Annotated in this window: 24 protein-coding genes and 1 tRNA gene; 17 read left to right on the top strand and 8 right to left on the bottom strand. The window is 57.9% G+C overall.

Annotation, left to right across the window (positions count from 1 at the left end; translation table 11 throughout):
• Positions 1-11: 11 nt before the first annotated feature.
• The 3 genes from IPI58_07740 to IPI58_07730 all read left to right on the top strand — a co-directional run bounded on the left by IPI58_07740 (position 12) and on the right by IPI58_07730 (position 1,514).
• Complete coding sequence (locus IPI58_07740; protein ID QQR68723.1) at positions 12-527, top strand: hypothetical protein; 516 nt, start codon at positions 12-14, stop codon at positions 525-527.
• Positions 528-562: 35 nt separating this feature from the next.
• Complete coding sequence (locus IPI58_07735; GenBank protein ID QQR68722.1) at positions 563-862, top strand: transposase; 300 nt, start codon at positions 563-565, stop codon at positions 860-862.
• 184 nt (positions 863-1,046) lie between these two features.
• Positions 1,047-1,514, top strand: a complete 468-nt coding sequence (locus IPI58_07730) for a hypothetical protein (GenBank protein QQR68721.1) — start codon at positions 1,047-1,049, stop codon at positions 1,512-1,514.
• A gap of 80 nt (positions 1,515-1,594) precedes the next feature.
• Here the strand turns inward: IPI58_07730 and IPI58_07725 are convergent, their stop codons facing one another.
• Together IPI58_07725 and IPI58_07720 are read right to left on the bottom strand one after the other, a co-directional pair.
• Positions 1,595-1,918 (bottom strand): hypothetical protein, encoded by a 324-nt coding sequence (locus IPI58_07725; protein QQR68720.1) that lies wholly within the window; start codon positions 1,916-1,918, stop codon positions 1,595-1,597.
• Positions 1,919-1,962: 44 nt separating this feature from the next.
• Positions 1,963-3,963: a lytic transglycosylase domain-containing protein gene (locus tag IPI58_07720; protein QQR68719.1), complete on the bottom strand. Its 2,001-nt coding sequence runs from the start codon at positions 3,961-3,963 to the stop codon at positions 1,963-1,965.
• 148 nt (positions 3,964-4,111) lie between these two features.
• On the opposite strand from IPI58_07720, the gene smpB reads away from it, so the two are divergent.
• From smpB to ruvB, 4 genes are all read left to right on the top strand, one after another.
• Positions 4,112-4,603, top strand: coding sequence for an SsrA-binding protein SmpB (gene smpB, locus IPI58_07715; GenBank protein QQR68718.1), 492 nt, complete (start codon positions 4,112-4,114; stop codon positions 4,601-4,603).
• Positions 4,604-4,690: 87 nt separating this feature from the next.
• Complete coding sequence (ruvC, locus tag IPI58_07710) at positions 4,691-5,191, top strand: crossover junction endodeoxyribonuclease RuvC (GenBank protein QQR68717.1); 501 nt, start codon at positions 4,691-4,693, stop codon at positions 5,189-5,191.
• Positions 5,188-5,814: a Holliday junction branch migration protein RuvA gene (gene ruvA / locus IPI58_07705; protein ID QQR68716.1), complete on the top strand. Its 627-nt coding sequence runs from the start codon at positions 5,188-5,190 to the stop codon at positions 5,812-5,814. Before ruvC ends, ruvA begins: the two co-directional genes overlap by 4 nt.
• Positions 5,811-6,914 carry a Holliday junction branch migration DNA helicase RuvB gene (gene ruvB / locus IPI58_07700; GenBank protein QQR68715.1) on the top strand — a complete coding sequence of 368 codons (1,104 nt, stop codon included), beginning with the start codon at positions 5,811-5,813 and terminating at the stop codon, positions 6,912-6,914. Before ruvA ends, ruvB begins: the two co-directional genes overlap by 4 nt.
• 142 nt (positions 6,915-7,056) lie before the next feature.
• Here ruvB and rapZ read toward each other — a convergent pair whose 3' ends face one another.
• Together rapZ and IPI58_07690 are read right to left on the bottom strand one after the other, a co-directional pair.
• Entirely contained in the window at positions 7,057-7,950 is an 894-nt protein-coding gene (gene rapZ / locus IPI58_07695; protein ID QQR68714.1) for an RNase adapter RapZ, read from the bottom strand.
• Positions 7,951-8,026: 76 nt separating this feature from the next.
• Complete coding sequence (locus IPI58_07690; GenBank protein QQR68713.1) at positions 8,027-8,734, bottom strand: response regulator; 708 nt, start codon at positions 8,732-8,734, stop codon at positions 8,027-8,029.
• Positions 8,735-8,762: 28 nt separating this feature from the next.
• Between IPI58_07690 and IPI58_07685 the strand changes: the two genes are divergently transcribed.
• The 8 genes from IPI58_07685 (at position 8,763) to IPI58_07650 (ending at position 15,357) form a co-directional block, all read left to right on the top strand.
• Positions 8,763-9,092 (top strand): ETC complex I subunit, encoded by a 330-nt coding sequence (locus tag IPI58_07685; protein ID QQR68712.1) that lies wholly within the window; start codon positions 8,763-8,765, stop codon positions 9,090-9,092.
• Positions 9,093-9,120: 28 nt separating this feature from the next.
• Positions 9,121-9,197, top strand: a tRNA-Arg gene (locus IPI58_07680).
• Between the two features lie 80 nt (positions 9,198-9,277).
• The gene (locus IPI58_07675) at positions 9,278-9,544 is read left to right on the top strand and encodes a BrnT family toxin (GenBank protein ID QQR68711.1); all 267 of its coding nucleotides are present in this window, start codon (positions 9,278-9,280) and stop codon (positions 9,542-9,544) included.
• On the top strand, positions 9,531-9,818 hold the full coding sequence (locus IPI58_07670) for a BrnA antitoxin family protein (protein ID QQR68710.1): 288 nt from the start codon (positions 9,531-9,533) through the stop codon (positions 9,816-9,818). Before IPI58_07675 ends, IPI58_07670 begins: the two co-directional genes overlap by 14 nt.
• Before the next feature lie 187 nt (positions 9,819-10,005).
• The gene (gene lepA / locus IPI58_07665) at positions 10,006-11,811 is read left to right on the top strand and encodes an elongation factor 4 (protein ID QQR70082.1); all 1,806 of its coding nucleotides are present in this window, start codon (positions 10,006-10,008) and stop codon (positions 11,809-11,811) included.
• Positions 11,812-11,983: 172 nt separating this feature from the next.
• A complete protein-coding gene (locus IPI58_07660) occupies positions 11,984-12,715 on the top strand; it encodes a hypothetical protein (protein ID QQR68709.1) in 732 nt (243 codons plus the stop codon).
• Positions 12,716-12,952: 237 nt separating this feature from the next.
• The gene (locus IPI58_07655; protein QQR68708.1) at positions 12,953-14,563 is read left to right on the top strand and encodes a methionine--tRNA ligase; all 1,611 of its coding nucleotides are present in this window, start codon (positions 12,953-12,955) and stop codon (positions 14,561-14,563) included.
• 14 nt (positions 14,564-14,577) lie between these two features.
• Positions 14,578-15,357, top strand: a complete 780-nt coding sequence (locus IPI58_07650; GenBank protein ID QQR70081.1) for a TatD family hydrolase — start codon at positions 14,578-14,580, stop codon at positions 15,355-15,357.
• A 244-nt stretch (positions 15,358-15,601) separates the two neighbouring features.
• Here IPI58_07650 and grxD read toward each other — a convergent pair whose 3' ends face one another.
• Positions 15,602-15,949 (bottom strand): Grx4 family monothiol glutaredoxin, encoded by a 348-nt coding sequence (gene grxD / locus IPI58_07645; protein QQR68707.1) that lies wholly within the window; start codon positions 15,947-15,949, stop codon positions 15,602-15,604.
• 5 nt (positions 15,950-15,954) lie between these two features.
• Positions 15,955-16,203 (bottom strand): BolA family transcriptional regulator, encoded by a 249-nt coding sequence (locus IPI58_07640; protein QQR68706.1) that lies wholly within the window; start codon positions 16,201-16,203, stop codon positions 15,955-15,957.
• 141 nt (positions 16,204-16,344) lie between these two features.
• On the opposite strand from IPI58_07640, the gene IPI58_07635 reads away from it, so the two are divergent.
• Both IPI58_07635 and IPI58_07630 read left to right on the top strand, forming a co-directional pair.
• Complete coding sequence (locus IPI58_07635; GenBank protein QQR70080.1) at positions 16,345-17,076, top strand: zinc-ribbon domain-containing protein; 732 nt, start codon at positions 16,345-16,347, stop codon at positions 17,074-17,076.
• A gap of 55 nt (positions 17,077-17,131) precedes the next feature.
• On the top strand, positions 17,132-17,506 hold the full coding sequence (locus IPI58_07630; GenBank protein ID QQR70079.1) for a response regulator: 375 nt from the start codon (positions 17,132-17,134) through the stop codon (positions 17,504-17,506).
• Positions 17,507-17,560: 54 nt separating this feature from the next.
• Here the strand turns inward: IPI58_07630 and IPI58_07625 are convergent, their stop codons facing one another.
• Complete coding sequence (locus IPI58_07625) at positions 17,561-18,583, bottom strand: DUF2156 domain-containing protein (protein ID QQR68705.1); 1,023 nt, start codon at positions 18,581-18,583, stop codon at positions 17,561-17,563.
• A 17-nt stretch (positions 18,584-18,600) separates the two neighbouring features.
• Positions 18,601-19,281, bottom strand: a complete 681-nt coding sequence (locus tag IPI58_07620; protein ID QQR68704.1) for a helix-turn-helix domain-containing protein — start codon at positions 19,279-19,281, stop codon at positions 18,601-18,603.
• Positions 19,282-19,401: the final 120 nt, after the last annotated feature.

Below are 19,401 nucleotides of genomic sequence, written 5' to 3'. Positions count from 1 at the left end.
ATGTCTGAGACATGACCTACAGCGTTGATTTTCGGAAGAAGGTGGTGGCGTATGTACGAGGCGGCGGCGGCCAGCGTGAAGCGGCACGTCGTTTCGACATCAGCCTGTGGTGTGTTCGAGACTGGCTGGCGCGGTCCGATCTTGCGCCCCGGCAGAAAGGTGTGCCGCGACGAAGAAAACTGGATAAAGAGGCCTTGCGCGCGCATGTGAGGGACTTTCCCGATGCGCTCATACGCGAACGGGCGGCGCATTTTGGCGTGTACGGCAATTCGGTGTGGATGGCTCTAAAAGCCATGAAGATCACGCATAAAAAAAGACACTGGAATACAAGGAGCGCGATCCGGAAAAGCGGATTGCCTATCTTCGCACCTTGCGCGAGATCATCGCCATGCGGGGCTCGCAGAACATCGTCTATGTCGATGAATCCGGCTTCGCTCCCGAAACCTGTCGTCGTTATGGCTGGACCAGGCAAGGACAGAAGGTTTATGGCGATCACTCGGGCCATCGCCGTCCGCGTACAAGTTTGATCGCGGCGCATCGCGGCAAATATTTTCTTGCGCCGATGCTGTTTGAAGGAACAGCCGACGCCCAGCTTGTCAATCACTGGACGCGCGATATGCTCTGCAAAGAGTTGAACCTCAACTCAACCATCATCTGGGACAATGCGGCCTTCCACAAAAAGAAAGACCTAGCCGCCATCGCCACCGAATATGGCCATCACATCCTTTTCCTGCCGCCCTACAGTCCAGACTTCAATCCCGTCGAGCGTGACTTCGCCAATATCAAAAAACGCCGACAATATGCTCAGCCTCTCACACCTCTCGATCACATCGTCAAATGTTATGGAAATTATGTGGCTTGACTATATACGAAAATCCTCTAAAAGTCATCAGCGCTGATGACTCGGTACTGGGTATTTAGTTAACAGGCTAAGTGTTGCGATTGTATCTCGCATGGTAGGCAGTCGATGCCGGAACTGCCAAGAACGCCTGTGCGTCGTCTATCGCAGCATGGCTTCTCCCATACTCTGAATGAAAGAACGGGACATGAAGAATAAAGCGTTTAAAATCTGGGCTGCCGTTGTTTTATTCGCGGCGGTAGGCATAGGATACATAAAAGGAAAGACCCATTGGCCTATCGAAGATATGGCTCTGGCCCAAAGGGATATAGATCGCCAGGTTGAAGCCACCCATCTTACCGGACAAAAAGGGGAAGTTTCTTTCAAGACGTCATCTCACTCCTTCTTGCTCATGAGTCCGCCTTATGCCTCCTTGTCTCAATTTACGGATAAGGCACTTACTCCTGCGCTCGTGAAAGAGATGGAAGCTGAGACCAACATGACTGAAACAGGCCATCTTTTCCTCGTTAGAGGGGGACGGATCATTGATCATCGTTTGCTGTCTACTCTGGCTGAACCCATTTTAGGAAGTGCAGAAGGAACAGAGTTTATTTTTTCGATAACTCGAGAAGGAACGTCCGGAAGGCCTATTAGGATTGAGCTTGTGAAGCGATAATAATGATCCACGCCAGCCATCCCTGGCATTATGAGCGTCTATAAACAACGGGCTGTCTTTGGCGGTTCAGCCTGGGTATTTTAATTCAACAAAGCCATGTGTGGGCGTGAGACTTCTTCGTCCAACACCACATGGCGCAAGGTGTCTAATTCCTTTTTTTGCTTCAGCACGATCTGTGAGAGGGTCTTGACCTGTTCTTGCAAATGGCCATGATTGCCATGCATGGCTTCCAGGCCTTGCGCCACTTTGTGCAAAGATTCTCCCTGGTTTTTTACGGCCTGCGCCATATCTGACAAAACATGCGCCATGGCTCGACGTTGCAGATGCATCATCAGCGCCACGCCAGCCACGGCACCGGTGGCTATCGCCGCAAGAATAATGATAAGAAGGGTCGCATTGATCATGGAACGAGTTTAACGCGCAATTAATCCGAGTTTCAATGCTTACCTTACTTTCCTGTCAAATCACGCTCTAAGCCCAACGTCGAACGACCTCCGCCCAAACGCGCGCGATACACTTGCAAGGATTCCATCACCCGATGGACGTAATTGCGGGTCTCGCCAATAGGGATCGACTCGATCCAATCCACCATGGCCTCAAGGCCGCGTCCGCGTGGATCGCCAAATTGGCGCAGCATGGAACCAACATTCCCTCCACCGGCGTTATAGGCGGCGATGGACAGCGGATAGGAACCATAGGAATCGATCAGCTCCGCCAAATGGGCGCTGCCCAGACGGATATTGTCGGAGGGGTCGGATACGTCGTTATCCAACCCGTTGCGACTGGCCGTTTGACGCGCCGTGGCCGGCATCAATTGCATCAAACCGCGCGCACCGGCGTGGCTTTTGGCATCGGTCTGAAAGCCGCTTTCCTGACGGATGATCGCGTGGATCAAAGGCGCTTCGGGGCGAGATGGCAAAGGAATACGCAAGGTAGGATAGCCCTCGACCGGCATCATCATGCCTTTTTGTCCGCCATCGCGCGCGATGCGCACGGCCAATTCAGGCACACCCATTTCGTGCGCCAAGGCGACCGCCTGGACATAGGCGGCCCGGTCACGACTGCTCATCCCCACCGCGCGCAGCAGAGTGCGGGCGCGGTCAGGCTGGTGGCGTATCTGCTGCAGCTGCCGCACGGCGCGTACCATAAAGCGGCCCTGGAAGGCGTTGACGTCATCTTGGGTGATGGGGTCTTGCCCGGCGACAAGGACAGGATTGGCCGATAGCTTCATCCCCGCCAATTGTCCGTAAAACAGCACCCGCCAAGCCGCCGCCTTGCCATACCAAGCCATCGCCAAATCGGCGTTGCCCATGGCCTCGGCGGTGCGCCCCAACCAATATCCCGCCCGGGCCTGGGCCGAGGTGCTACCCGCCGCGCGTTGCAGACGATCGAAATGCCGCCATGCCACTTTGGGTTGGTTCAGACTGCGAAGAGCCAACCATCCGGCCAGGAACTCCGCCTCAACCATATCTTCGCCGCCGGTCAGGCCATGCGCAGCGGCCAAGCGATAGGCCTCGCTTCGTGAGCCTTGCTCCAGAAGGCGGCGGATCAGAATATGTCTTTCGGTCCACCACTCGCTTTCGTGATCGGTATGAGAGGGTTGCCGTGCCAGCCACGAAATGGCCTGACGTGTCTGCCCCTTACGGCGCGCCCAGCGCACCCGCTCATACACCAAGCCGGGTTGGTTGCTTAAAGAGGCAGGAACCTTGGCCAGAGTCTTGATCGCCCGCGAACTTTCCGAAGACAAAGCCAGACGCGCCTCGGCAACGGCGCGCAACCCCGATGATACGAGGGGAAACAAGCGACGCGCCGCATCCGAGCGTCCATCCCATAACAGGCGATCCAAACGCGCGGCATGATCGGATGGACGCAGCCACGCGCCGTAACGCTGACGCAGCTCTCGTTCTTCCTCGGGGCCGTAATTGGTATCCACCCAGCGCAAGCGCACCAGATCACGCGCCGCCTGGTCTTGACCCAACTGACGCAACGCGTCGACATGGCGGTTCAGGCCCGTCATGCTTTGTGCGGGCGCCGATGCGAACCAAGACACCACCTGTTGCGGCGGCAATCCCGAAGGCAAACGGCGATCGGCCTCGCGCCGGATGTCGTCGGCCCAGGGCCAATCGGAATGCCGGTCCAGGAAATCCTGCATCGTGGCAAAGGAAGCCTGGGTTTCCGGACGGGCCATATCGAAACCAACCAGAACCTGGGCCAAGGTCGGATCGCTGGCGCGCGCGGCCTGAGCCAAGGCATCGCCGGGCCGTCCGGCATCGAAAGACGCGAAAGCCTCACGATATATGGCCGTATCCTGGGCCGAGAGGCTTTGCGCCATGGCTGGTGCAGTCACGAACAAAGACAGAGGCAAAGACAAAACCGCCAGCAACGCCTTGCCGAAATGATGCGAAAAGCCTAATGCTCGTAGGATCACGTTCTTTCTGACCAGGATCATGGTGTCATGCGCTCCGCTGGGCGATACGTTTTACGAACAGGGAAAGCCCCGATGGCAGAGAATGCCTTTTCTGTTGTGACCTGTGTGGTCCTCAACGTCAATCATCCTGGCCATTTCTTAGGAAAAGCCGGGAGTGAAAGATCGCGTCATGGCCGCTGACCCCAAGAAAACGACGCGCTTCAAGGCGCAGAAGCAAGCGGCCCAAAATCGCCGCGCGACTTTCGACTATGTCATCGAGGAAAAGTTGGAGACGGGCATCGTCCTGACCGGCACCGAAGTCAAAACCCTGCGCCAAGGCCGCGCCAGTTTGGCCGATGCCTTCGCGGGCGAGATGAAGGGCGCTTTGTATCTGTTCAACGCCTATATCCCCGAATACGGCCAGGCCGGAGCGCATCTACAACATGAACCCCGCCGTCCCCGCGCTTTATTGGTGCATCGGCGCGAGAGGGACAAGCTGCTGGGCGCGGTGCGGCGCGATGGCATGACCCTGGTGCCCCTGTCCATACAGTTCAACAAGCGCGGCCTGGCCAAGGTCATCCTGGCTTTGGCCAAAGGCAAGAACAAAGCCGACAAACGCGCCTCCGTCCGCGATCGTGAATGGTCACGCGAAAAGAACAGATTGATGCGGGATAAAGGTTAAACGCCTGAAAAGGGGCGCATTCCTCTTGCTTCCGGGGCAAGCCTCCCGCACACTGGGGACATACCCTATTCCGTGGAGTCTTTAGACATGAAGCGCGCCGTCATTCGCATCATTGGGTTGGACCCTGGCCTGCGCCATACCGGATGGGGCCTGGTGGAGCTGGCCGGCAACCAGTTGCGCCCCGTCGATTGCGGAGTCATCAGCGGCGGTGTCGAAGCACCGATGGCTGAACGTTTGCAGCATCTGCATGACGAGCTTACCCAAGTGCTTCGCGACCTACGCCCCGACGAGGCGGCGGTTGAAGAGATTTTTGTCAATTGCAATCCGTCCTCGGCCCTAAAACTGGGCATGGCACGCGGCGCGATCATGTTGGTTCCGGCCCGGCTTGGCATTACGATATCGGAATATGCAGCTACCGTGGTCAAAAAGACCGTGACCGGCAACGGCCAAGCCGACAAGACGCAGGTTCAGTCCATGGTGACCCTGTTGTTGCCGGGCCTGCCCAATATCGACTCCAAGGACGCCAGCGACGCCCTGGCCGTGGCCATCTGCCACGCACACCACCGTCGCAGCAAGGAATGGGGATGATCGGCAAACTCACCGGACGTTTGGATTCGGCCCAAGGCGGCACGGCCCTGATCGATGTGGGCGGGGTAGGGTATGTGGTCGCATGCCCGGCGCGGGTGGTGGCCGAGCTGGGCGGCGCGGGCGCGGATGTCAGCCTGTTGATCGAAACCCAAGTGCGCGAGGACGCCATCAGCCTTTATGGCTTTGCCGACTCCACCGAGCGCGAGGTGTTTCGTCTGTTGCAAACCGTGCAAGGCGTGGGGGCGCGGGTGGCCTTGGCGTTGCTGAGCGCCCATCCCCCGGCGCGATTGGCGACGGCGGTGGCAACCGAGGACAAGGCCGCGCTGAGCATGGCCGAAGGCGTCGGCCCCAAATTGGCCGCGCGATTGGTGACGGAATTGAGGGAAAGACTGCCGGGCCTGGTCTCGGTCGCGCCCATATCGACTGCCGCCCGTGTGGGGCTGGCCGGTACCGAGCCATCCGCCGCCCAAGGCGTCTTGGCGGATGCCGTCTCGGCCCTGGTGGGGCTGGGATATAGGCGGCCCGAGGCTTTCGCGGCGGCCAGTGCCATCTATGTCAGCCTTGGCGAAGGCGCGGCGTTGGATGACGTGCTGCGCGCCAGCCTCAAGAGGTTGGCGGCATGAGCGGCCCTAAAAAACCCGCCTCTCCCAGCCGCCTGGTGACCGCCACGGCCCAAACGGGCGAGGAAACCGGCCCCGTCTCGCCCGCCTTGCGGCCCGATCGCCTGGGCGGGTTTATCGGCCAAAGATCCTTGTGCGAGAATTTGCGCGTCTTCATGACCGCCGCATGCGGTCGCGGCCAGGCTTTGGACCATGTGTTGCTGGCCGGTCCGCCCGGCCTGGGCAAGACCACTTTGGCGCATATCGTAGCGGCGGAGATGGGGGCCAATCTACGCGCGACCTCCGGCCCGCTGATCACCCGCGCCGGAGATTTGGCGGCCTTGCTGACCAATCTGGATCCGCGCGATGTTTTGTTCATCGACGAGATCCACCGCCTGAACCCGGCGGTCGAGGAAATCTTGTATCCGGCGATGGAGGATTTCCGCCTGGACGTGATTATCGGCACAGGACCGGCGGCACGCACCGTGCGTCTGGACCTGCCGCCCTTCACCTTGGTGGGCGCAACCACCCGCGCGGGATTGGTCAGCCGCCCCTTGCGCGAACGCTTTGGCATTCCCCTGCGCATGAATTTTTACGAGCCGGAGGAACTGCGCGAGATCGTCACGCGCGGCGCGGTCTTATTGGGCATCGAGATGACCGAGGCCGGCGCGTTGGAGATCGCCCGTCGCTCGCGCGGGACGCCGCGCATCGCCATGCGCTTGCTGCGCCGCGTGCGTGATTTTGCCAGCCTGGAAGGCCCCCGCCCCATCGACGCCCCCCAAGCCGACTCGGCCCTACGCCGCCTGGAGGTGGACGAATTGGGCCTGGATGCCCTGGACCGGAGGTATCTGGGACTGATGGCCGAGACCTATGGCGGCGGTCCCGTCGGCGCGGACACGTTGGCCGCCGCGATGGCCGAGCAACGCGACGTGATCGAAGACGTGATCGAGCCTTATCTGCTGCAGCAGGGATTCATTCAGCGCACGCCGCGCGGACGCATGCTGACAGCCCCCGGCTGGCGTTATCTGGGCCGCACCCCGCCCACAGGCTTAGCCCTGGCCCTGCCAGGCCTGGACGCGGAAAGCGAGGACGACTCGCCAAGTGCCTTGTTCGCAAGCGTATAAAGATGGCCGCCCACACTGTCATAGAGAAGAGCGTATCGCTCTTTTTATGCCTTCTTCCGCTCCGATGCTCCCAGAGACGAAGAAGCGATAAATAACTGCAATTCTGGATGGGTCGTAGGGGGATGATGTTCTTAGACAATGACTAATTGGCTCTATCCAATTCGCGGTGGCGTAGGCTGACGGGATATTGTGTGTTCTGACGCAGCCATCTGGCTAGTTCTTCGGCCAGGAAAACCGAGCGATGCTGACCGCCGGTGCAGCCGAATGCGACGGTTAAGTCGCCGCGCCCATCGCGGTCAAAGCGTTCCAATTCCAGGGTTAGTATCGATGTCATGTTCCCAAAAAGAGGCGGATACAGAGCATCTTCCTTGACATAGTCGGCCACGCGCGAATCCTGTCCCGTCAGTTTCTTCAATTCCGGGTCCCAAAACGGATTGCGCAACGAACGTACATCGCGCACGATATCGGCGCTGCCTGGCAGGCCCTGGCGGTAAGAGAATGACATCACATGCACATGCAGGCCCGGTACTCCGGGATGGCCATAAATGCCATGCAAGCTACCGCGCAGGTCATGGCAGCTCATCGTTGAGGTGTTGATGGTACGCGAGACGGCCTCACGCACAGGTTCAAGCAGATCGCGCTCACGGACGATCCCTTCAGCCACGGGGACACCATCGGCGGTCATAGGATGGCGGCGACGCGATTCAGTATAGCGCCGCATCAATACGGGATCTTGGCAGTCCAGAAAAACCGCATGAAGGCCAATATCTCTCCGCTCCCGCAACCGCTTCATCAGATCGACGACGCGGTCTGCGGAAAATCCCGGCACTCGGGCCTCAAGACTGATGGCCAAAGGCTTGCCATCGGCGGCACCGTTTTCGATCAGGGGTTCGATCAAATCCAGCCGCAATCCGCTGACGGCCTCAAATCCCAAATCCTCCAAAGCACGCATGCCGGTGGTAATTCCCGCGCCGGACATGCCTGTCAGAATCACAACTTTGCGGTAAGATTCCTTATCCTGTTCCGGAGAGGTCATGCGTATCGTCCCTTTTTATGAAGCAGGGTATGAATGTGCGCATCATGGCAGATTGTTGGGGGGGTGAAAAGTCCCCTCACATCGCTGTGTCGTCCGGCAGCAGCACATAGCCTTCACCGCGCATGGTTAGCAGGGTGCGAGGCTGGCGCGGATCGGCTTCGATCTTGCGGCGTAGGCGCGTGACTTGGACATCGATTGTGCGGACATTGACCAATTGGCCGCTGCGTTCGGCCAATTGGTCGCGGCTGACCGGAACCCCCAGGCTGTCCATCAACGCGCGCAATAGACCGGCTTCTCCCGCCGTCAGGCGCACCGTCTGATCCCCTCGGGTTAAGCTTTCGCGCCGCACGTCAAAATGCCAACCACCAAAGGTGGCGACAGGGACGGCCTCGGCAGAGACGCTCGGCCCAAGGCGGCGCAAGATGGCCGATAATCGCAGCACCAATTCGCGCGGTTCGAAGGGTTTGGACAGGTAATCATCCGCCCCCGCCTCGAGGCCTCGGATGCGGTCGTCCGGCTCGCCCCGCGCGGTCAGCAAAATGATAGGAATCATCTGGCCCTCCGCGCGCAAGGCGGCGGTCAGTTCCACGCCGTCCGGGCCGGGCATCGTGACATCCAGCACCATCGCGTCAAAAGCCATGCGCTCCATGGCGGCGCGCGCGGCGGCGGCGTCTTGGGCGGCGGTGACCAGAAAGCCCTGTTCCTCCAAATAACGCCCGATCAACGCGCGCAAACGCGCGTCGTCATCCACCACCAACACATGAAAGGCCAGGCTCTCGTTCATTTAAGACCTTTATGCTATCATGCGGGCCATGAGCATCACGCCCGATTCCCCCGCTTTGTCTGTGCGCATTGTGCAACCGACAGGCTCGGCCATGCAATCGGGCCGACGCGGCCGGAGCGTTTTTTGGACCATCCAGCCCGTCACCGCCAGCCCCACCCCGCCCGATCCCTTGATGGGGTGGCCTCAATCGGGCACCACAATGGGCGAATTATATGGCCGTTTGCGCTTTTCCAGTGCCGAACAAGCGGTTGATTTCGCTGTCCGCCAAGGCTGGACCTATGAAATCCAGCCCCATCAGGCCTCTTCCATCGGCCCTAAAAATTATTTGCAGAATTTCAAGACAACTGAGGCACAATAGCCGCCGATAAACCGATCCAGCCTTGCGCGACCCCGTAGCTCAGTTGGATAGAGCACCTGCCTTCTAAGCAGGTGGTCGTGGGTTCGAATCCCGCCGGGGTCGCCAACAACACAACATGTTAAGTATTTTTTAGTTACAACAAAAAAATTGACACGGGGCCGCGATTTCACGCATCATGGTCCTTGATGGAATACGAATGGGACAAAGGCAAAAACGCCAGGAACAAAGTCAAGCACGGCATTGACTTTGATTCTGCCGTGGATTTTGACTGGCGTGGTGCGCACTTGACGGATCGTTCGCGTCATACCGATGGCGAGGCCAGATTCGCCGCCACAGGCTATCTCGGCGGAAAGCTTTTCACGCTGATTTTTACTATCCGGGGCAAGAATATTCGGATTATCAGCCTGCGCCGTGCCAACACAACCGAGGAGAAAGCCTATGTCGAAAGCTGAAAAACCACGTCGGTACGCCGACGATGCGCCCCTGACCGAGGCGGAACTCAAGCGGATGCGTCCCGCGCGGGAGGCGATGCCCGATCTTGTGGCGGCATATGAGCGCGGCGAGTTGCGATATCGCGGCCAACGCGGCCCCCAAAAGGCGCCCGTCAAACGCTCGCAAACCTTGCGCTTATCGCCCGAAGTGCTGGACTTCTTCAAAGCCAAGGGATCGGGCTGGCAAACCCGCATCGACGATGCCTTGCTCGCTATCGTCCGGGCGGCGCGCTAACTTTGCGGAATAAAACAGGCGTAAGAGGCCCTTCATTGACCCCGGTTCCTGGTCTAAGCGATGGGGGGCGGCCCGCTTCGTGCCGTGCCTGGGCCGTTTTTCCTGTTTTTCTCGACCTTACAGGACGAAGTTGCTAGGAAGGCCGTGGTTCCTCGCATAAGCTTCGCCGTGTCCAAAGGTTAACATGATGTCCGCTCAATCTCTGATCCGCAATTTCGCCATCGTGGCGCATATCGACCATGGCAAGTCCACTCTGGCGGACCGGCTGATCGAGCGGTGCGGCGGGTTGGAGCAGCGCGAGATGAAGGCGCAGGTGCTGGACTCGATGGATATCGAGCGCGAGCGCGGCATCACCATCAAGGCGCAGACGGTGCGCTTGGCCTATGCCGCCAAAGATGGCCAGACCTATCAGCTGAATCTGATGGACACGCCCGGCCATGTGGATTTTTCCTATGAGGTCAGCCGCAGCCTGGCGGCTTGCGAAGGCTCGCTCTTGGTGGTGGATGCCAGCCAAGGGGTCGAGGCGCAGACTCTGGCCAATGCCTGGCAGGCGATTGACGCCGATCATGATATTTTGCCGGTCCTGAACAAGATCGACTTGCCCTCGGCCGAGCCGGATCGCATCGCGGCGCAGATCGAAGAAGTGATCGGCCTGGACGCCAAGGACGCCTTGCGCATCTCGGCCAAGACCGGCATCGGAATCGACGATCTGCTTGAAGCCATCGTCACGCGATTGCCGCCGCCCCAAGGCGAGCGCAACGCGCCGCTAAAGGCCCTGCTGGTGGACAGCTGGTACGATCCGTATCTGGGCGTGGTGGTGCTGGTGCGGGTGGTGGACGGGGTGCTTAAGGTCGGCCAGAAGATCCGCTTCATCTCGACCGGCGCGGCGCATGACGTGGATCGCGTGGGTATTTTTACGCCTAAGAAAGTGCTGAAAGACGAATTGGGTCCGGGCGAGATCGGCTTTATCACCGCCGGCATCAAGACCATCAGCGACACCCGCGTGGGCGATACGCTGACCGAGGAACGCCGCCCCGCCGCCGAGGCATTGCCCGGCTTTAAGCCCTCGGTGCCGGTGGTGTTTTGCAGCCTCTTTCCCGCCGACGCCGCCGATTTCGAACGTCTGCGCGAAAGCCTGGCCAAGCTGGAGCTGAACGATGCCAGCTTGCATTACGAGATGGAAAGCTCCGCCGCTTTGGGGCTGGGGTTCCGTTGCGGCTTTTTGGGATTACTGCATCTTGAGATCATTCAAGAACGCCTGGAGCGCGAGTTTAATCTGGACCTGATCGCCACCGCCCCTTCGGTGGTCTATCACCTGCATCTGAATAACGGCACGATTCAAGAGCTGCACAACCCCGCCGACATGCCCGATCCGGTGCGCATCGACCATATCGACGAGCCATGGATCAAGGCCACCTTGCTGTTGCCCTCGGACTATTTGGGCGGGGTGCTGACCCTATGCACCGAGCGGCGCGGCACGCAGGTGGAGATGACCTATACGGGCAGCCGCGTGTTGTTGGTCTATCGCTTGCCGCTGAACGAAGTGGTGTTCGACTTTCACGACCGTCTGAAATCCATCAGCCGGGGCTATGCCAGCTTCGATTATCATCTGGACGGGTTCGAGACGGGCGATCTGGTGCGCCTGAACATCCTGGTGAATAACGAGCCGGTGGACGCCCTGGCCTCGATCATCCATAAGACCGCCGCCGAGCGGCGTGGCCGCAATTTGTGCGAACGACTGAAAGACGTGATCCCGCGCCAATTGTTCAAAGTAGCGATCCAAGCCGCCATCGGTGGCCGCGTCATCGCGCGCGAGACCGTCTCGGCTCTACGAAAAGACGTGCTGGCCAAATGCTATGGCGGCGACATCACCCGCAAACGCAAATTGCTGGACAAGCAAAAAGAGGGCAAGAAACGCATGCGCCAATTCGGCGAAGTGGAAATCCCCCAATCGGCGTTTATCGCGGTGCTCAAGACAGGGGACCGGGATTGAGGGAGCGTTATGGCAAAGTGTTTCGTAGGCGTTCTTGTTGGTCTCTGCAGCACACGCACAGCAAACCCCGTCCCAAATACCACGCAAGCCTGAGCATAAGTCCCTGTACAAATTGATTTTCATAGGTCAAATTAGGATATCCAAGTCACCTCTATCCCTGCAGAGATCCGATGTGTGCGCTGAAACCGTCATCCCCCCGCGCTGGGCATCGGCGTCTGAATCAGGCATAGCCATTGGGCCGATCCTGTGGGTGGTCGCGATTCTGGCCGTCTTGGCCGCTGCCATTGCGGCGGGGTCGGGCGTGTTCAATGGCGATATCTCTGCCGTCAAAGCCAAAGCCCAAGCATCCGCCATTCTTGAACAAGCCAATTTACTGACCATCGCCGTTCAGCGCGTAGTGGGGCATGGCTGTACAGATACCCAAATCAGCTTTGAAAACCCTATGGTCAGCGGTTATGTAAACTCAAATGCCCCATCCGATAAATCTTGCCATGTCTTTGATGTCAACGGCGGCGGGATAAACTTTCCAACAATTACGGCATCAACGTCTGACACAACAGACGGTGGGAAATTTGTGTTTGAAGGTAGCGCCACTTTTCATGGGCTTGGCGAATTAATCCCGGATTTAGTGGGGTATTTGCCCATTGATTCGCTGGATCTGTGCAAACAGCTAAATACGGGCCTTGGATTGGGGGGGTATCTTGGTCAAGACCTTTATCGTAACCCATCAGATTTAACCAGGGGCCGCTTTACTGGCCAATACGTTCATGACCATTATTCTGTTGATGATGGCGGAGCATGGCCACAGGGAAAGGTGATGGGGTGTGTAGAAAAAACACCTCTATCACCAACATCCTGGCCTGCAACCTATTATTTCTTCTTTGTCGTGCTGATGGCGCGTTAGTTAAAAATGGCAGCTCATCCCTGTCGTTGCCGAACCATCTTTTGACTTTCCAGCTTCAACGGGGCGTGGATGCCGCTGGCCTATTGGATATCCTGTTCGGGTTGGCTTCCGCCTTCGGGCATAGGCTGAAAGGCAGATTCTTTTTAACCCGCAGCATGTTATGCCGATTCCCCAATATTTGTGAGCCGTAGTTAAGAACAGGCTGTTTTTCGTCGCGTCTAACAAGCATTTGGCCGGATGCGTCGGGTTGCGCTATGCTGCCGATCTGGATGTCCTTGGAATCTTGAAAAAGCCATGAGCAAGAAGCCGTTCTACGTCACCACCCCGATCTATTACGTCAACGGCCAGCCGCATCTGGGCAGCGCCTATACCACCATCGCCTGCGACGTGTTGGCGCGATTTATGCGCATGGATGGCCATGACGTCCGTTTTCTGACCGGCACGGACGAACACGGGCAAAAGGTCGCCAAGGCCGCGCAGGATGCCGGGCAAGACCCCAAGGCTTATGTGGACGACCTGGTCAAGAATTTCCAGGCTTTGGCCAAGGCCATGGGCACCTCGAATGATGATTTCATCCGCACGACCGAGCCGCGCCATATCCAAGCGGCTCAGGCATTGTGGAACGAATTGGAAAAGCGGGGGGATATCTATCTGGGCAGTTATGCCGGATGGTACGCCGTGCGCGACGAGGCGTTCTATACCGAGGACGAATTGCGTGACGGACCCGGCGGGCGCAAGATCGCGCCCAGCGGCGCGGAATGCGAATGGGTGGAGGAACCCAGTTATTTCTTTCGCCTGTCGGCTTGGCAAGACCGTTTGTTAGAGCATTATCAAAAGCACCCCGATTTCATCCGCCCTTCCTTTCGACGCAACGAGGTTATCAGCTTCGTGAAATCGGGACTTCGCGATCTGTCCATCTCGCGCACCACCTTCACATGGGGCATCCCCGTTCCCGATCAGAAATCGGAAGGTCCACGGCATATTATGTATGTCTGGATGGACGCCTTGACCAATTATATCGCCGCTTTGGGCTATCCCGACACGCAAGCCCCGCTTTATCGCCATTTCTGGCCCAACGCCTTGCATGTGGTGGGGAAGGACATCTTGCGCTTTCATGCCGTCTATTGGCCGGCATTCTTGATGGCCGCAGGCTTGGAATTGCCCAATAAGGGCATCTTCGCCCATGGCTGGTGGACCGCCGAGGGCGAGAAAATGTCTAAATCCTTGGGCAATGTCATCGACCCGATCGAGCTGGTGCGCAGCTATGGGTTGGACCCCGTGCGCTATTTCCTGATGCGCGAGGTACCTTTTGGCCAGGACGGCGATTTCTCGAAAGCGGCGTTGATCCACCGCATCAACGGCAATTTGGCCAATGACCTGGGCAATCTGGCGCAGCGCGTCTTGGTGCAGATTCAGCGCAATTGCGATGGCGTGATGCCTGACCCCGAAGAGCTGCACACCCATGACGAAGCCCTTTTAGGGCCTGCCTATGGCCTGCTGCCCGCCGTGCGCGACGCCATGGACGATCTGGCCTTCCATAAGGCCCTGGACGAGATATGGCATGTCGTGAGCCTGGCCAATCGCTATCTGGATCAAGAGGCCCCTTGGGCCTTGCGTAAGACCAATATCACCCGCATGGGCACGGTGCTGAACACCTCGGCCGAGGCGCTGCGCATTCTGGGCATCTTGTTGATCCCCTTCATGCCCGAGACTATGGGAAGATTGTTGGATCAACTGGGCGTGCCCGCCGATGCGCGCGGCTTTAGCCATTTGGACCCGGCGCATACGGTGCCGCCCGGAACCCGTTTGCCCGCGCCGCAAGGGTTGTTCCCGCGTATTGAGGAATAAAGGCTGCCCCGATGATTTTTGCCGACAGCCATTGCCACCTGGACTTTCCGGAACTGGCCGAGCAACGCCAAGATGTGCTCAAACGCGCGCGCGCGGCGGGGGTCCAGCGATTCCTGACCATCGCCACCCATTACAGCCGCCATGCCGGTGTGCAGGCCATCGCCGATCAAGAGGCGGATGTTTGGTGCAGCGTGGGGGTGCATCCGCATCACTGCGCCGAGGCGGGCGAGTCGCCTTCGGCGCAAGATTTGCTAACCCTGACGCGCCATCCGCGCGTGGCCGCCATCGGCGAGACGGGCCTGGATTACCACTATGAACACAGCCCGCGCCAGGTGCAGCAGGAAAGCTTTCGCCGTCATATCCATGTCGCGCGCGAGACGGGCTTACCCATCATCGTGCACACGCGCGAGGCGGATGACGACACCGCGCATATCCTGAAGCAGGAAGGCGGCAATGATCTGCAAGGCGTGCTGCATTGCTTCAGCTCGGGCCGGGATTTGGCCATGGCCGCCCTCGAGATGGGCTTTTACATCTCGTGTTCGGGAATCCTGACCTTCCGCAACGCCCAGGCTTTGCGTGAGATTATCCGCGACATTCCCTTAGACCGCCTGTTGATCGAGACCGACGCGCCCTTTCTGGCTCCCATCCCGCATCGGGGCCGGGTGAACGAGCCAGGCTATGTCATCCACACCGCCGCCTCCCTGGCCGAGCTTAAAGGCGTTCCCCTGGCCGAACTGGCCAGCGCGACCACCGCCAATTTCTTGAAATTGTTTTCCCGCGTTGACGCGCTTTAGGCGCGGTTCACATTGCAGACTCTATTCTGGAATCCAGCACCATCGTCCAGGGCAGGAGATGGACTCCCGCCTTCGCGGGAGTGACGCATGAGGGGAGGGAGGCTCACAACAAAGCGTGCCCTATTCATATGAAAACGCCCCTCTCGACGAGTCATGCCCGCGCATGCGGCATCCATCACCCGCCGTTTACGCTGGGGTTGAATCGCGCTTCCACTCTTTGTGAACGCTGTCGAGACCCCCGCCCTTACGCCGCCTCGGCGGTAAAGGGGATGGCCTTTTCTTTCAGCATGGCCTGTAATTCGCCCGTGGCGGCCATTTCGCGCAGGATGTCGCAGCCGCCGACGAATTCGCCCTTGATATAAATCTGGGGCAATGTGGGCCAATCCGAGAATTCCTTCAGGGCCGGGAAGATCGCCGGATCGTCCAGCACATTGACGCCGTGAAAGGTGACGCCCAGCTTTTTCATCACCTGAACCACCGCCGACGAAAAGCCGCAAAACGGCGTCTCGGGAGTGCCTTTCAGATACATCACCACGTCATGCGCGGCGATATCTTGACGAAAGCCAGCGAAGAGGGGGTTTTCTTCGGTCATGCGAATCAGCCTCCGGCGGAAGGATCGGGAACGCCCGTGGTCAAAGACAGAGCGTGCAGTTGGGTGCCCATGCCGCCCTTGAAGGCGTCATAGACCATCTTGTGTTGGCGAACGCGCGGCAGGCCTTGGAACATAGGCGACAAGACTTTGGCGGCGTAATGCTCGCCATCGCCGCGCAGATCGCGCACCTCGATCACCGCATCGGGGATCGCCGCGCGGATGGACTGCTCAATATCGTCTTTGGTCATAGGCATCCCGCCATACTCTCAAAATGAAACTGGACTGTCAACGTCCTATATCGGTTTTGGCCTCGGCGCGGTGACGCCTTTCATCGGGGCTTGGCCTGTGCTTTACTTTATCTTGTTGTTCCCGCAGTCAGGCGAGTCGCTTCGAACATGATCATTCGCTGCCCCAGTTGCGCGGTGAAATTCCTTGTCCCAGACGACAAGATGAGCAAACCGCGCGTGGTGGTCTGCGGGCGCTGCGGTTTCAAATGGCGCGAGATCGGCGGCGTGTCGCGCGCCGAATCGGCGACTGCTTTCGCGCCCGCCCCGCCGCCTTCCTATGTGCCCGAAGAACCGTCATTGGACATCCCGCAAGACGAGATGCCCCCCATTCCGCAAGGTCTGCGGGTGGATGCGGATATGGGCCAGCCGCGCGCCCGGCACGATTCCCATATCCTGATGGGCGGTGGCCATGAGGCGCATTCGCCTTTGTGGCTGCCTGTCGCCATCGGCGTGCTGCTGGCGGCGGTCGTGGGTCTGCTGTTGCTGCGCAACACCGCCTTTGCGAACGCGCCACCTTTGGCCGGTCTGTACCATCTGGCGGGTGTGCCCACCGCATCACGCTTGCAAGGGCTGAGCCTAAAGGACGTTAAGATACAACGCGAAGGAAAAGGCGTTCTGATCCAAGGAATGATCGTCAATGGAGGCCAGGACGCGCGGCCCGTGCCGAGCCTGCAGATCGAGTGGCGCGATGCCGGCGGCCAAAGCCTGCGCCAAGAAGATCGCGCCGTGACCCAAGACGCCAAGGACATGCCTGCAGGCGCGCAGATGCCGTTTCGTTTTGCCCTAACCTCGGAGGACACGCGCGTGGCGAGTGTCGCCCTTAGCCTTGTCGCCCATTGATCCGCCCCCTGCCGCGCCCGTCTTTTCCGCCCCAAAGCCTGGGCCCAAACCCGGCATCGCGCGCATTCTGGTGGCCGAGGACGAGCCTTCGGTGCGTGCCTTCATCACGCGCTGTCTGGACCGCGCCGGGTATCAGGTGACCACCGCTTGCGACGGCCAGCAGGCATTGACCCTGCTGACGCGCAATACCTATGACCTGCTGCTGACCGATATCGTGATGCCCGAAATGGACGGCATCGCCCTGGCCCTGCGCGTGGCGCGCGACTGGCCCGATCTGCGCGTGGTGATGATATCCGGCTATCCGCAAGAGCGCATGCGCGCCCATAACCTGAACGTCCTGGTCCACCGCATCGTGGCCAAGCCGTTCTCCATGCAAGAACTTCTGGACGCCGTGGCGGACTCGTTAAAGACGGGGCCGGCGGCGCAGTGAGGGTGAGTCCGGCGGGATAAGGGGGCCTGGCCGTTAGGCGGCTATCAGCGTCGCTTAGATGCTGCTTATCTCCATCGAACACAGCTGGTAGCTGGTGCTGGGCTGGAATTTGCGTTTAAATTGATCAAGGCCATGGGTTTCGGATCCACCCAAGTTCACAAAATCCACTCCCTGACGGGCTAAGGTCTGGCATAAAGCATATACGGAAAAATCCATGAGTCCTTTAATTCCAGGATCAACAACGCCCCCGAAGCAGTTAGCAATTTTTATCTTACCTGCCGATTTCTCCCATATGGCATAGCCCTTCAAATGTCCCTCGATATGGTACGCTAGCCCTTCTAAAGATAGCTCTTGCGTTCCGCTTAATTTAAGCAAGTATAGATGTGGGCTGCAATAGTCTTCTAAATTGAGGCTGGAATCATTTCTGTTCTTTGCCCACGACAAGGTGACGTCGGCACAGGAACTTCCGTGGAGTTTAGAACTAAAAGGCATGTATTGAACGCCGTATCTCTTGGCTCTATTTACCCAGAGACGAACACTGCTAAATTGACCACCTTGCAGGCCAGCCACTTCTTTGACATCGATTAAATGGCAAGGGAAAATCCAATCTAAAATTTCTTCCTTGCAGGGCCGCAGGCCGCATTCCCTTCTCAAAGCATCAGACCATTCAGGTAGTACACGCGACAGCTGCGCTCCCTTTGGAGGAGGGGGCATACAGTCCATTATTTGATGAATAATTCCAGTATCTAGGCCACCTGGCAGGAAGACAAGAATTCTACCTTCAACATTAGGATGCCAGCACACCAATCCGAATCCCCTATCACCATAGAAAACCCATAAACCCTTGCGACCAGTAAAGAGATAATAAGCCATTGATATACTGTAAGTATCGACCGAAGAAAGGCTGCTCAAATACTTCCTGATAGGCTGACAAAGCTCTGGAGTTACGCGCTCGACATTAGGCAAGGACTCAAATTGCATTTCCCACGATTCCCTGTCCGTATCTGGCCCCACTTCCAACATACTTTCAGAGCACACAACAGCCGTATAGGGCCGCTTTCGTAACGAATTATTCATGTTAGGTAACATCATTTTCAGCCGTCATCTTCTTCAAGCTTTCGCGCCGGCTCACATTTCGACCAAACAAAATCGAACACTTTACGCATGGAGATGGCTATCTCGGAATTTTCGAAGATGACCGCTTTGAATGGAGGCCCCCAATAAACAATGACGATTTTGTTTCCATAAACGTAAATAGGATAGGGCGCAAAATACTCGGCTGGCATCCAGCGATACCAATGCTGAGGTGCCATAAAGTTCGTATCACCTTCCTTAATTAGTAGTTTCTCTCGTATTTTTGCCTTCCTTAATCTATCAATATGAGATATTAACTTATCATGTTGTCCTTTCTTATTAGAATCTTCTTCAAGAACACTGCTGGCGATATCTTCTTCGACTCCAAATATAATGACTTCGCCACCCGTGCCCCGCAGCGTTTCGTAAACATCATCCAATAATTTCTGCCCCGCACTATCGCCTTCCAACGTGACAATCATCGAGTCGCGCATCCGCAGTCCCGAATTGGGCAAGAACTCTACTCCCGCAGATTCGAACACTTTCTGGACAGCTTCCATCGTCGCCGCCCGAGGTGACGCGATAAGGCCGGTTTCGATTTTCTGGAGCGTCGATTTGGAAAGATTGGCTTTTTCAGCCAACACATCCTGACTCCACGCGACAAGTGCCCGGGCGGCTCGGACCTGTCCGGCATTAATCATGGCGATCTCTCCATCGCGAGTAAGTCGAAGAGTCTTCAAATAAAACGCTATTTCCTACACATATAAATGTCAATATTTGCAAGTAATTGTTATATTTTATTATAAATACGTCATATTATA

It is taken from the genome of Alphaproteobacteria bacterium (genome assembly GCA_016699305.1).
In the GTDB taxonomy this organism is placed as follows: domain Bacteria; phylum Pseudomonadota; class Alphaproteobacteria.
This window is presented reverse-complemented; position numbering and strand designations above follow the sequence as displayed.

Coding starts and splice junctions, on each gene's coding strand:
- IPI58_07620 (QQR68704.1), bottom strand. CDS start 19,281: ATGATTAATGCCGGACAGGTCCGAGCCGCCCGGGCACTTGTCGCGTGG.
- ruvB (QQR68715.1), top strand. CDS start 5,811: ATGAGCGGCCCTAAAAAACCCGCCTCTCCCAGCCGCCTGGTGACCGCC.
- ruvA (QQR68716.1), top strand. CDS start 5,188: ATGATCGGCAAACTCACCGGACGTTTGGATTCGGCCCAAGGCGGCACG.
- IPI58_07655 (QQR68708.1), top strand. CDS start 12,953: ATGCGTCGGGTTGCGCTATGCTGCCGATCTGGATGTCCTTGGAATCTT.
- IPI58_07740 (QQR68723.1), top strand. CDS start 12: ATGACCTACAGCGTTGATTTTCGGAAGAAGGTGGTGGCGTATGTACGA.
- IPI58_07670 (QQR68710.1), top strand. CDS start 9,531: ATGTCGAAAGCTGAAAAACCACGTCGGTACGCCGACGATGCGCCCCTG.
- rapZ (QQR68714.1), bottom strand. CDS start 7,950: ATGACCTCTCCGGAACAGGATAAGGAATCTTACCGCAAAGTTGTGATT.
- IPI58_07725 (QQR68720.1), bottom strand. CDS start 1,918: ATGATCAATGCGACCCTTCTTATCATTATTCTTGCGGCGATAGCCACC.
- IPI58_07685 (QQR68712.1), top strand. CDS start 8,763: ATGAGCATCACGCCCGATTCCCCCGCTTTGTCTGTGCGCATTGTGCAA.
- IPI58_07690 (QQR68713.1), bottom strand. CDS start 8,734: ATGAACGAGAGCCTGGCCTTTCATGTGTTGGTGGTGGATGACGACGCG.
- grxD (QQR68707.1), bottom strand. CDS start 15,949: ATGACCGAAGAAAACCCCCTCTTCGCTGGCTTTCGTCAAGATATCGCC.
- IPI58_07640 (QQR68706.1), bottom strand. CDS start 16,203: ATGCCTATGACCAAAGACGATATTGAGCAGTCCATCCGCGCGGCGATC.
- ruvC (QQR68717.1), top strand. CDS start 4,691: ATGAAGCGCGCCGTCATTCGCATCATTGGGTTGGACCCTGGCCTGCGC.
- IPI58_07730 (QQR68721.1), top strand. CDS start 1,047: ATGAAGAATAAAGCGTTTAAAATCTGGGCTGCCGTTGTTTTATTCGCG.
- lepA (QQR70082.1), top strand. CDS start 10,006: ATGTCCGCTCAATCTCTGATCCGCAATTTCGCCATCGTGGCGCATATC.
- IPI58_07735 (QQR68722.1), top strand. CDS start 563: ATGCTGTTTGAAGGAACAGCCGACGCCCAGCTTGTCAATCACTGGACG.
- IPI58_07625 (QQR68705.1), bottom strand. CDS start 18,583: ATGAATAATTCGTTACGAAAGCGGCCCTATACGGCTGTTGTGTGCTCT.
- IPI58_07635 (QQR70080.1), top strand. CDS start 16,345: ATGATCATTCGCTGCCCCAGTTGCGCGGTGAAATTCCTTGTCCCAGAC.
- IPI58_07720 (QQR68719.1), bottom strand. CDS start 3,963: ATGATCCTGGTCAGAAAGAACGTGATCCTACGAGCATTAGGCTTTTCG.
- smpB (QQR68718.1), top strand. CDS start 4,112: ATGGCCGCTGACCCCAAGAAAACGACGCGCTTCAAGGCGCAGAAGCAA.
- IPI58_07675 (QQR68711.1), top strand. CDS start 9,278: ATGGAATACGAATGGGACAAAGGCAAAAACGCCAGGAACAAAGTCAAG.